5 protein-coding genes are annotated in these 12,671 nt (G+C 62.6%); 3 read left to right on the top strand and 2 right to left on the bottom strand.

Annotated features, from left to right (window positions below):
• Positions 1-2,901, bottom strand: coding sequence for a helicase-related protein (locus A8G18_RS06375; RefSeq protein WP_064063195.1), 2,901 nt, complete (start codon positions 2,899-2,901; stop codon positions 1-3).
• Between the two features lie 140 nt (positions 2,902-3,041).
• Between A8G18_RS06375 and A8G18_RS06380 the strand changes: the two genes are divergently transcribed.
• A complete protein-coding gene (locus tag A8G18_RS06380) occupies positions 3,042-6,455 on the top strand; it encodes a hypothetical protein (RefSeq protein ID WP_064063196.1) in 3,414 nt (1,137 codons plus the stop codon).
• Positions 6,455-11,359 (top strand): DEAD/DEAH box helicase, encoded by a 4,905-nt coding sequence (locus tag A8G18_RS06385; protein ID WP_064063197.1) that lies wholly within the window; start codon positions 6,455-6,457, stop codon positions 11,357-11,359. The genes A8G18_RS06380 and A8G18_RS06385 overlap by 1 nt, the downstream gene beginning before the upstream one ends.
• Positions 11,360-11,457: 98 nt before the next feature.
• Here A8G18_RS06385 and A8G18_RS06390 read toward each other — a convergent pair whose 3' ends face one another.
• Positions 11,458-11,808: a hypothetical protein gene (locus A8G18_RS06390; protein WP_064063246.1), complete on the bottom strand. Its 351-nt coding sequence runs from the start codon at positions 11,806-11,808 to the stop codon at positions 11,458-11,460.
• Positions 11,809-11,890: 82 nt separating this feature from the next.
• On the opposite strand from A8G18_RS06390, the gene A8G18_RS06395 reads away from it, so the two are divergent.
• Positions 11,891-12,652 carry a ScoMcrA-related endonuclease gene (locus A8G18_RS06395; RefSeq protein WP_245207788.1) on the top strand — a complete coding sequence of 254 codons (762 nt, stop codon included), beginning with the start codon at positions 11,891-11,893 and terminating at the stop codon, positions 12,650-12,652.
• Positions 12,653-12,671 lie beyond the last annotated feature (19 nt).

A 12,671-nucleotide genomic window follows, 5' to 3' on the forward strand; every position in this document is an offset into this window, starting at 1 on the left:
CTACTGGTCCTTTCCGTTGGTCTGAACAGCAGGAACGATCAGGAGCAGCGGACGCACCAACTGCTGGGTGGGGGCGAGAGATTCGGCGAGGCGTTGTTCTTCCGCGATCCGTCGCGACAACACGTCCACCTTCTTGCGTTGCCCGCCGAAGAGTTCGAGCTGTTCGGCACCGGAGTGCCATCGGTCGGCACGCTTACGCCACCGATCGAGCCGTTCGGTGGCGGTGGCCTCCTGCGCGTCGAGCACCATCTGCATCGCCGTTGTCGCCTCGTCCACCGCGATCGGGACCAGCGTGCGGTACTGCTCGGCGTTCGGCACGGGACCGGGATTCGCGGACCCCGCCCGCAGTCCCGTGTCGGTGGTGAGGAAGTCGAGGTCCGCGAGCGTTTCCACCACACAGAACGACAGATTGCTCGGATTGGGGAACGCGGCGGTCGAGAACACCCGCGAGATCAGCTGCCCGCGCCGGTTCATCAAGGTGCCCATCAGCAGCACCGTGGGGGCGTGCACGTCGCCGCGGATCACGAAGATCTGATTGCGGCCCAATGCGCTCAGCGCGCGGTCGCTGGCCCAGTCCAAGACCGGGTGTAGCGGGCCGAGGTAGTGCGCCTCCGGCCACGTCGTACCCGCGACACCCTTGCCCTCCCGCGCGGAAGCGAGCTGGGCGTTGCCGATCTCGGGGGACGTGGCGAGGGTGAGACGTTCGAGGACCTTGCCGTGCTGCAGGTAGTTCTGCGGCAACTGGGCCAGACGCTGCCGCAGATCCCGTGGCGGCGTCAGCTCAGCGACCGCATGATTGGCGTGCACCGTCCACCCGACACCACCGTCCTCGAGCCTGGCGTTCGGCACATCGTGGAACGCGGCCTTGAGTGCCTCGTCGAGGAAGGTGAGGTCGTCCGGGTACAAGCTCTGCCGCGGTGCCTGTGGCAGCGCGGCTTCCGGTGCATCGTCAGCGGTTTCGTCGAGGTCGAACTGCGCGAAGAACGCATCCAGGTCGTCGCCGTCGGCGACCTCGTCGATGTCGCGGATCTGCTCGTCGAGGGTGGACTTGCCGACCAGCACGTCGCGGATCGCATTCTCCTCGTCGGTCACCGAGTGCTTACCCATCAGCGACGCGACGTCGCCGAGGGTGCCGTGCGCCTGGTTCTCCCGCTCGAGCAATCGGGAAAGCACCCGCAGGTCGCCGGAGAAGTCCGGGTCCGACGGTTCGAGGATCAGCGACGAGATCACCGGTGGATGCTTCTGCCCGTACCGGTCGACGCGACCGTTGCGCTGTTCGATGCGGATCAGCGACCACGGAATGTCGTAGTGGATCAGGTGATGACACTGCGCGTGCAGGTTCACGCCCTCGGATGCGACATCGCCAGTGACGAGCACCCGGATCGGGGAGGTCCCCAGCTTGAAGCTGTCGACGATCTCCTGCTGCTCCACGTCGGACAGGCCGCCATGCAGCATCGCGACGTTCTCGGCCTTGAGACCCAATGCCTTCGGCAAATGCTCGGAGAGCCACCGCAGCGTCGCGACACGTTCGGCGAACACCACCGCCCGAATCGGCGATTTCGCGCCGACGCCGATGCCCTTTAGTCGCTGAACCAACGCGGCCTGCTTGCCGGCGGACTCGTTCAACGCTTTCGCATTGAGTTCGTCGAGTGTGGTCAGTGCCGTCAGCTCGGTGGCCTGTACGGGGTTGTGCGGGTCGAGCTTGTTGCGGCGTTGCTTGATCGACTCCGCGAGCGCGGCGGGGGAGGACAGGAATGCCTTCGCCAACGTCCACGGGAACAATGCCCTCGTCTCACCCGAGTACGGGGAGCTACCCGATTCCGGATGCAGCCAGGTTTGCGAGAGTTCCTGCGCGACGGCATCTTCCGCTGGGGACGGCGTGACCAGCATGTGCACCGGCTCGGCGCGTTCGGCCCAGTCGCTGCCGACCTCCGCAGCCACCTCCGGGTGGTGGCGATGCCGGCGGATCAACAGGGCGGCTACGTCGTCTTTGGTGAACGAGCCGTCGGCTGCGACCGCCGTCGGATCCAGCAGGCGCAGCAGCTCCGCGAACGACTCTTCCCGTCCGTTGTGCGGGGTGGCGGACGCGAGGATCAGTGCTTCGGTGTTCGGGGCGAGGACACGGGCCAGCTCATTGTTCTGGGTGCCGACGTTGGTGAGGTTGTGCGACTCGTCGATCACCACCGCATCCCAGTGCTGACGCTGCAGGTGCGCCTTGTAGCGGGGGCTCTTGAGCGTGTCGATCGAGATGATGGCCCGCTTGAAGTAGGTGAACGGGTTGCGGGTGGCGGGCAGCTTCTGCCGCACCTTCTGGATGCCGGCCGAGTCCAGGCGAACGAACGGCAACGCAAATCGGCACCACAGCTCGTGCTGCATCTGCTCGAGCACATGCTTCGGCGTGACGATGAGGATCCGCTCACCGCGGCCGCGTCGCACCAGCTCCGACAGGATCATGCCGATCTCGAGGGTCTTGCCCAGGCCGACCGCGTCCGCGATGAGGATGCGCGGGCGGATGTGCTGCGGGTCGAGGGCCATCGCCACCGCGGCCCGCTGATAACCCAGCGAGTCGGCGAGCATCTGGGTCGACACCGTCAAAGTCTGATCGCCGTACGGGAACGGCGTCTTGCGCAGCAGCGCTTCGAGCCAGAGCCGCGACTTGCGGTATCCGGAGGAGTCGTCGGCGATCACCTCGGTGTCGCGCGGATTCTGCACCTTGATCTTGTCGAGGCTCGAGTAGAACGTCGCCGTGGTTTCCGCGACCAGTTCCGACAGGCCACGTGCTTTGACCAGCCATCCGTCCGATCCTTGCTCGGCCGATGTGACCAGCCACTCCTCATCGCGGACGACCACGATCGAGCCCGGGGCGACGTTGAGCTCTTCGCTCGGTACGGAGGTGGTCATGTGCTGGTGACTCCTGGCGTTCGACAGTTTGATGTACCAACTTAACGTTTGCGAACGAAACACTTGTTACATGACCTTTTCGTGAGGTCTGTCGGTTTGGTGTGCGAAGGTGTCGGCGGGCTGGTACGGGAGGAGTTTTCTTGAGTGGGGCGTCGTTCAGACAGCAGTGGCTGTCCGACCAGGAGTTCGAGATCACGCGGCGACTGGAGAAGGCGTCTCTCGTAGTCGAGATCAACCTCGATGAGGACGAGATCCGGCGTGCTCAAGACATGTACGGTCGCCAGGCCGCCGAGATGTTGCGTGTGGGCAAAGCCGCCGAGGATGTCATCGCCAAGTACCCCGCACTGACGCTCGCCATCCTCGTCGGTCAGGCGGCCCTGGGATACGAACAGCATCGCTACTGGGACGAGTTCTTCGCCCGGCTCGACCTCCCGCGCGAGCAGACCTTCGAACAAGCGCTCCGCAAGTCGCTCGAGCGCCTCTTGACGCGGTTCACGCTGCGCAAGTTCCCCGAGCTGAAGAACGACTACGTGCAGTTGATGGCCCTGCACGCCGGCTTCCCGGTGTATTGCATGGGCGACATCATCGACCTCCTCGAGGAACGTATGGTCGCAGGTACGGAGGCCACGGGCGCGGCGATCATCGAGTGGTTGCGCGAACCGGGCAAGAAGCACCGGATGAACTCGTTGGATGTGCCTGTCCGCAACTTCATCCTGTACGGCGACCAGCTCGCGGTGGACATCCTCAACCGGATCATCGAGTTCGTCCAGTTCACGGTGGACAACGAGGGGTGGGCTGCTTCGGAGATCGACCTCGAGACATCCACGACCGGGCTGCCGACGCTGCTGCTCGACAAGCTCATCGAGCTGCTGCGCGATCGGCCGTTCGGAAGCGGACCGCGGCCCGTCACACCGCGAACCCGGCGTCGACGCAAACCGACGATTGCATACCTGCCGCTGGATCGGCAGATCGTCGTCGAGGTGCCATACCCGGATGTCGAACCCGACGTGCCGTGGCGCGTGTCGTTCGACGGAGTATCTCGGGAGGCTCTGGCCGAACGCGGATGGGGTGTCCGTGCCGACGAGGAACATCCGCCGACGCAGGTCCCCGTCACCGGTCCCGTCCGCGAGATCTTGCTGCAGCACGTACCCAGCGAGGAGTCTGCTCAGCTCTCGGTGATCGACAAGGACGACCCGCTGCTGATCTTCGACCTCGATGGTCGATGGATCCCCCGTCACACGGTGCTCCCGCGCCAGTGCGTGCTCGCCGTATACCCCAGCGATGCTCAAGTGGTCGATACGGCCACGGGGCACACGCTGATGCCGACCTTCACCCCCGACGTCCCTGTCGGTTGGACCGGTTGGTCCGTCGCCGAGCTCGACCTCTCGACATGCAGATCTATCGTTCTGACTCGGCGCGGTTCGCGCGCGCCCGGTGGAGTTCGCACAGTCCGCGACGCGACGACTCCGACCTTCGAACACGGCGAGGCTGTCGACGGGTTGCAGACCCTCAACGGTCTCACCGTGTACGGATCGCGTCCGGAAATCACACTGCCTGCCAATCCCGGCAAGCAGGAGATGGTCTGGCGCATCCGTGTGAAGCGGCCCGACTCGTCCGGCTGGATGGTCGATACCGAAGTGCACGGAACGGACGAAGAGCTCGTCGTCGATCCTTTCGAACCGATCGAGGACGCAGTGCTGGGTCTCTTCGAGATCCACGTTTCGGGTCCGATCGGGTCTGATCTGCGGCAGCAGGCGTTCCTCGCCGAAGGTATCTCGATCGAGTACACCCGTCCGTTCCGCTTCCCGGTGGCCGGAGGTCTCGCCCCAGTAGTCGCTACCGTGAGCAGCGAATGGGACCTCGCGGTGCCACATCCGCGCGTCGAGTTCGCACCGGGCGATCGCGACAAGCTCGTGACGATCACGCAGCGTGAGCGTGCCTATCGGCTGCGAGTGACTCCGCCGTACGTGCAGATGCGCGTCGATCCTGTGGGCGCGGCTGCGGCATGGCGCACGGCAGCCGCAGTCCTCACGCCGGCCGAACTCGACGAAGACCGGAACCTCGCTCTGCATGCTCCGAAGTCGGAGGCCGCGGTCTTTCAACTGGAGACTGTCGACGGCGCACTGATCAAGGATGTCACTCCTGACACCCCGCATTACGACTACTTCCAGGCCCCCAGTCGTGTCTTCGTCGACGCTGCCCGGACAGCCGGTCAATGCCGCATCGTCGCCCTCGTCGACGACGAACACGGCCGTACGACGAAAATTGTTCTGGCACATATTCGACCGGCAGCGCTGTGCACGGGAATGACCGTCGACGACGGTGTTCTGGTGCTGGAGAATCCGGCCGAAGAAGAAGACCTCGCCGTCTATCTCTGGGCCCGCACTGCTCCGTGGCTGCCTGTACAGACGGTCCAGGTCACCGAGGGGCGTGCCAAACTGCCCGAAGCCTATGTCGATGCCGGGCCTCTGCTCGCGCACGTGTTCGTCGACGATCCGTGGGTGACGGTCACGCCCCCGTCCTGGCCGGGGGACAACGCCCTCGAGATCGACCAGCCCGGATGGATGCACGACCTGTCGCGCGAACGCGACAATCTGTCACGCTTCCTCGCTGGCGAAGGTCCGGCACCGGCCGACGCCGTGAGCATGCCCGAGGTATGGGCTGCGTTGGCTCTCCTCCCTCAGGATTCGGAAGACGTCCACACCCAGCAGTTGCGGTCCGCGTTGGGTCGTATCCTCTCCGAGAACCCGCGGGCGGCGCTCGAAGCGCTCGGGAGCAGCACGATTCCGTTGCCGGAAATGATGGCACTTCTCATCCGCACTGGGCTGGTGTACCGCAGTTTCGCGGCGGACTTCACGATGAACGATCTGCACCCGAATCCGTGGGTGGGCTGCATGATCGAGATCTCCGACCTACCTTCCCTGTACGACCGGCGCGACTACGTGGCAGCCGAGCGCGCGGAGACACTGGACTATTTGGAAGACAAGGGTGGAAAGACACTCATCGAAGTACTGATGAGAGGTAAGTCCGCCAAGCTCTACGGCGGTGTCTTCGACAAGGACACCATCCTGCTCGACGGGATGCCTGCATCGCAGGTCGAGTCGATCTTCGAACACGCTCGTCTCGTCCCGGGCGCCGTTCTCGACGAGGACACGCGTGTCAGCGCAGTCATCGACGCGTTCCACAATCGCAGGACATGGATCGAGCAGGGATGGTCGCAGTCCTTCGGCTCGGCCACAGTGCGGACGCTCGAAGTCATCAAACGCACCCGAGGTCAGATCTACAGGGAAGTCGCCGCACGCAACGAGAAACTCGAGGGTGTCAGCACAGGGAAACACCCCTGGATGTTGTTGTCCCTCCAGTCGCTGACCTTCGCTGTACTGGCGCGCATGAAGGCCCACGACATGCTGCGGCACCCACCTGTCACATCGGACTTCGAGGAAGCGTGGGCAGTGATGGCCCGACTGTGCCCAGGTCTCGTGATGACAGACCTCCTCATCGCTGAAGCTCTTGTAACACACGCCTGCTACGGCAATCTGATCGGAGAGAACTGATGTCGACTCGACTCGACCCGTTGGTCACTGCGCGCCAGATCGATGAGACCTACAAGCGGTACCTGAAGACACTGCTCGGTCCGAGCGATCCTGCGATGGCGGCTGCATTCGATTCGGCGATCGACGAGACACGTCTCCTCACCAAGGGACCGCTGTTGGAGCTGACCCCTCCGTATGCGCCGGGCAAGTCGATTCCGGAGCTCATCGCGGAAGGGGTGCTGCAGCCCGGATTGACTGCGCTGTACAAGAACCCTGATGACCTGAGCCGGCCGCTCTATCAGCACCAGGAACGAGCGATCCGCAAGGTCACCTCGGGTCGCAATATCGTGGTGAGCACCGGTACAGGTTCGGGTAAGACCGAAAGCTTCCTGCTCCCGATCATCAACTCGTTGATCGCCGAACGCGAGGCCGGCACCCTCGGACCTGGCGTGCGTGCTCTTCTTCTGTATCCCATGAACGCTCTCGCCAACGACCAGCTCAAGCGCCTACGCGGGATGCTGAAGGACCTTCCGGAGATCACTTTCGGGCGCTACACGGGTGAGACCGAGCAGTATGCCGACAAGGCCGAGAGTCTGTTCCGGGCTACGAACCCGGGGCAGGAGCGGTGTAGCAACGAACTGCTCAGTCGTGAGGAAATGCGGACCCACCCGCCACACATCCTTCTCACGAACTACGCCATGCTCGAGTACCTCCTGCTGCGACCCGCCGATCTCGACCTTTTCGACGGACCCTATGCCGGTACGTGGAAGTTCATCGCTCTCGACGAGGCTCACGTCTACGACGGTGCGCAGGGTTCTGAGGTTGCCCTTCTGCTCCGGCGCCTGAGGCAGCGGGTCGCGCCGAACAACTCCCTGCAGTGCATCGCTACGTCCGCGTCGCTCGATGGCGATCCAGAAGAGGCGATGACGTTTGCACGCAATCTTTTTCATGCGGACTTCGAATTCGTCGAGGACGATCCTGCTCGTCAAGACCTGGTGACCCCAACGCGTCTGGAGCGGCGCGAGCCCGCCACCTGGCAAATGACCGACGCCGAGCTGATGGACTGGGCCAGGCCGGGGGCTGACCTCACCGAACTGGCTTCGCGCTCGCCAGATAGCGACGCCGCTGAGGCGCTGCATTCGGAGAAGACCATCGTGTCCTTGCGTGAGACCTTGGCTGAGGGGCCTCTCGATGCCTTCGCATTGGCAGATCGTTTGTGGTCCGGTGACCCGCACGCAGGCGAAAGGCTCCAAGCGCTCGTCACACTCGGTTCCTCGGTGATGGACTCGAGTGGGAATCCGGTGCTTTCCGCGCGGTACCACATGTTCGTGCGCGCCACGGAAGGTGCCTTCGTCAGCTTCGGCGACGACGAGCCGACAGTGCTGTTGGGTCGACATGAGATCGATCCGACGACTCGGCGCGCGATGTTCGAGTTCGGTACCTGCCAGCGCTGTGGGGCCGTGCACCTGGCCGGTGAAGTCTCGATTCGCAAAAACGGAAAGTTCTTCACTCCGAGTGTCAAGGAAGACGCATCGGTGAAGTGGTTGGTCCTCACCGATGCGCCGGACACAAGCGTGGACGAGGACGAGGAAACGCTGGGCGACAGCGCCACTACGCATGAGTCCGGGGTCCGATACCTGTGCACGGGGTGCGGCCTGCTGAGTGACTCGGACGGCTTGTGCCCGATCGCCGACTGCCCCGGCGGTGAATTTCGCCGAGTACGTGAACATCGCGGCACTAAGAAGGTCATGAGCACCTGCACCGAGTGCGGAGGCAGTGCGCGCCAGCTCATTCGTCGATTGCGTACGGATGTCAATGCTGCACCATCGGTTATCACCACAACGCTGTACCAGCAACTTCCGGCCGCAACCGATGAGACCGTCAAGGAGGTGGGGGAGGGTAGGAAGCTTCTGATGTTCTCCGACTCCCGTCAAGCCGCAGCATTCGCGGCGCCTTATCTGGGCCGCACATACGGGCGACTTCTCGAGCGTCGCTATCTGACCATGGCGCTACAGGACCGTAAGTACGCAGACGAGGATCTCACAGTCGAAGACCTCGCTTATGTCGCGCAGAAGAAGGCCAAGGCGGCGCATCACTTTCCCCAGACGGCCGGCCGGGTCGTGATGGAGAAGGCCGCGAACGAATGGGCCATGGGCGAGCTCATGACGATGGACCACAAGCAGTCCTTGGAAGGTCTCGGGTTGATGCGGGTGGCTATTTCCCGGGACAACGTCACCGTGCCGAGGGGTCTTATCCAGCTCGGCCTGTCGGAGGACGAGTCGTGGGACCTCATCGACGAACTCCTCAAGACCGTTCGCCTGCAGGGCGCAGTGAATCTCCTGGACGAAGTCGACATCCGCAGCGAGCGCTTCGAGCCCCGCAACATGCGAATCCGAATCACCCGTGTGGGTTCCAGCCCGAAGAGCAAGGTCCTGTCGTGGCTTCCGAGTGGACGCGCGAACGGAACGAACAATCGTGTCCGCTTCATGTCCAAGGTGTTGGCCGAACTCGGTAAGGGCATGGATTCGACCAAGGTTCTCGACGGTTGCTGGCGTTTCCTACTCGACAACGGGTTCGTCAAGCATGAACCCGACAAGTTCGAGGCCGACGCTTACCAGATCGATCACACGAGGCTCGCGGTTCACAACGGAATGGACTGCCACTGGCATCGGTGCGATACCTGTCGGCGCATCACTGCGTTCAATGTGCGAGGGGTGTGCCCCAACAGCAGTTGCACAGGGAAGCTGCTCCCGTACGAGGTTCCTCCGCTCGAACGGGACACCAACCATTACCGGAACATCTACGGCACTCTCAATCCCGCCCCGCTGAGGGCGAAAGAGCACACCGCGCAATGGACAGCGCGGCAGGCGGCGGAGATCCAGCGCGAATTCATCGACGGCAAGGTCAACGTGCTGTCGTGCTCGACCACATTCGAGCTGGGTGTCGACGTCGGTGACCTGCAAGCCGTAGTGATGCGCAACATGCCACCCAAGACTGCCAATTACGTGCAGCGCGCAGGACGTGCCGGCCGTCGAGCGGCGTCGGCGGCGCTCGTCCTGACCTACGCCAAGCGCAGTTCCCACGATCTGTCCAAATTCCAGGACCCGAAATCGATGATCGCAGGCCAGATGCGGATCCCTTGGATTCCCATCGAGAACGAACGGATCGGTCGACGCCACGCCCATTCCGTCGCGTTGGCCGCATACTTCAGGCACGGTGTCGAGGCGACCGGAAAGCCCTGGACACAGGCAGGTCAGTTCTTCCGGGCGGATACTGAGGGCGGTGTGTCTCCCGCTGCGCAGGTGAAGGACTTCCTCACCCCTGTCCCCGAGCAGATGCGCGAAGACCTCCGAAGGATTCTTCCGCCTGAGGTACGTCAACAGATCGGGGTGGAGAACGACGAATGGGTCGATTACCTCGCCGACCTCTTGGACAAGGTCGAGAAGGACGTGGAGAACGATTTCCAGACTTTCCGTGAACTGATCGAGGAAGCAAAAACCGCGGAACAGTTCCGGGTCGCCGATCATCTGCAGAAGACACTGCGCACGATCGACGAGCGCCAACTTCTCGGATTCCTCGCGAACAAGAATATTCTGCCGAAATACGGATTCCCGGTGGACACCGTCGAATTGAGAACCCAGCACTGCCAGGAGCCGGTCGGGCGGAACCTCGAGCTGTCACGTGACCTGAGTCAGGCGATCTACGACTATGCTCCGGGCAACCAGATCGTCGCTGGCGGAAAGGTGTGGACCGCGCGCGGCGTTCATCGAGTGCCGAAGCGTGAACTCGAACAGTTCGAGTATCGAGTGTGCCGAAACTGCGACAGATTTGAAGCGGCGCATACTCTCGATGCGGGTGAAGTATGCGGTGGTTGCCAGGAGCCGTTCACTTCGATCCAACGGTTCGTCATCCCCGAGTACGGTTTCGTTGCGGATGGCAAGGCTGACGATGTAGGAACTGCTCCGCCGGAACGCAAGTGGAATGGCGCCAGCTACGTCGAGGACATCGGTGAGGTCGTCGACACCTTCACCTGGAAGTCCACGGGTGGTATCACGGTCGAAGCCAAGGCCGGAGTCCGTGCCCGCATGGCAGTGATTTCCGAAGGCCAAGGCGCCGGTTTTGTGCTGTGCAAGTGGTGTGGTTGGGCGACACCTCATTCCGGACGTAACACTGTCCGCACACACGAGCGTCCGGCCACCGGAAAGGCATGCGACGGACCGCTCGACCGCGTGTCCCTCGCGCACCGTTACGAGACGGACGTTGCCGAGTTCACATTCGGAGATGTGAATTACGACAAGGAAACCGAAGCGCGTTGGCTTTCGGTTCTCTACGCCCTTCTGGAAGGGGCGTCCAAGGTGCTCGAGATCAGTCGAGATGACATCGACGGCACCTTGTCCTGGAGTCGCGACGGGCGCAGAAGCATCGTGCTGTTCGACACGGTGCCTGCCGGTGCCGGGGCAGCCAAGAAGATTGCCGAGAATCTGGAGACTGTTCTCGCGGGGGCGATCGAGCGTCTGAATTCGTGCGACTGTGGTGAAGAAACGTCATGCTACGGATGCCTCCGGACCTACCGGAACTCCAAGCATCACGACAAGTTGACTCGCGGCGGAGCGCTCACCATCTTCCGAGAGATCTCGATTGCCGGTGGAACATCGACACCATGGCAAGAAGCACTCGACCTGGTGGACAGTGAGGCGCGACCGTTGCTGTCGCACCTCGCAGAGTCCGAAGTGACAGTCCCTGAGATCGGCGTCGAAATGGGTGACGGTTGGCTCGTAGAAATCATGTGGAAGAACGAGAAGCTCGCAGTCCTCGTTGGAGACGACAGCGATCGCGACGAGTGGTTGACCACGAATGGGTATGACTCTGTGCCACTCGAGCAGGCCGATGTCGCCACCTTGATCGCGAAACTGACACTCGACTGATTGGCGCTCGTGCTCGGTGGGGTCTTCAGAGAAGGCTCGGGACCCCACCGAGGTGCCTGTACGTGAGTGCCCGTGGTGGTACCTCGCAGGCGCATGCCTCAGTCGGTGATTCCGAGCTCCTTGAGAAGCGACTGGAAAATGGGGGACTCGTCCGCCGGCCACGCGACATCGGTGGTATTCCGAGAGCTCGGCAGCGCTGCCTTGGCCGCAGGAAGAATGTCGGGGAAGGCCTTCAGCAGGACCTCGATGAGCTGCACCGCCATATCGCGGTCGAGCTGGATGGATTGGCTACTCTTCGGCTTCGATTGTCGGTAGTCTGATCCGAACGTGCTCAGGTGAAGCAGTCGCGGACCGTCGTTATCGTCGATGATGTTGTAGAAACAGTCGACTTCCGTCGGATGAGCTTGAACCTTCTGTGTACCTGCGTCAATGGAGCGAATGCGAGCCATGGCGGAATTGTAAGCGACGCTCAAGATCATCCAGGTCGGACTCCCACTCAGTTCGTTGCATGCGAACACTAAGATCACAGCTGTGGCTGTGAAGGTGGACCTTTCTGCGATAACCCGACCGACGGTCCTGTCCGCGATCGAAGAGTTCGACACACTCGGACAAGAGGAGTTCCTGCGTACACGGGGCTATGCCGAAGCGCGAAACTTCAGGCTGGTCTATCGCGGCCGCTTCTACGATTCGAAAGCGATCGCCGGTGTCGCACACGGGTACGCGACGGGGCACTTCTGCGACAGCTCTGAATTCTCCGGTGGGCTCGCAACGGTTTCCGATTGCCTCACCGCACTCGGGTTCGTCGTCGATCACGGCGGTAAGCACGCCCGTGGTGGTCTCTTGTGGGACCTCGAGACCACCCAGGTGTTCAAGATGGGTGGCCGAAGTGCTGCGTACAAGTTCGTCGTGCTGCTCTGGGCCGTCATCCGTGCAGATACGTACACCGGGCTTGTGCCGTTCTCCGAGGTTCGGAAGGAACTGGCGGCATTATTGGCGCCCTTTGCGCTGGCTCAGTCCGCACCGAACCCCGCGGACCCCTGGGTGGCGTTGAGGGGAAGCAGCTGGTGGACGCTGGAAGTCCCCGAGGGAGTCGATCAAGCCGAAGCCCGGCATCAGGTCCTGAGCTCGCTGGCCGTGCGGAAAGACTTACGCGCCGGCCTCTCGGAATCTGTCAGGTACAGACTCCGAGAGGCCGAATGGCGTCAGGAAGCTACCGAAGTACTCGAACGGCGAATCGCGGAGCTGTCCAGTCCTGCCCGCGCTTACGACCTCGTCAAGCAACTCCGCAATTGAGGGGCTACTGGTGTATTCC

Origin of the sequence: Rhodococcus gordoniae (assembly GCF_001646655.1) — a bacterium.
In the GTDB taxonomy this organism is placed as follows: Bacteria; Actinomycetota; Actinomycetes; order Mycobacteriales; family Mycobacteriaceae; genus Rhodococcus; species Rhodococcus gordoniae.

Bases quoted from the DNA above. Each gene is read 5' to 3' on its own strand.
- A8G18_RS06375 (WP_064063195.1), bottom strand. From the start codon at position 2,901: ATGACCACCTCCGTACCGAGCGAAGAGCTCAACGTCGCCCCGGGCTCG.
- A8G18_RS06385 (WP_064063197.1), top strand. From the start codon at position 6,455: ATGTCGACTCGACTCGACCCGTTGGTCACTGCGCGCCAGATCGATGAG.
- A8G18_RS06390 (WP_064063246.1), bottom strand. From the start codon at position 11,808: ATGGCTCGCATTCGCTCCATTGACGCAGGTACACAGAAGGTTCAAGCT.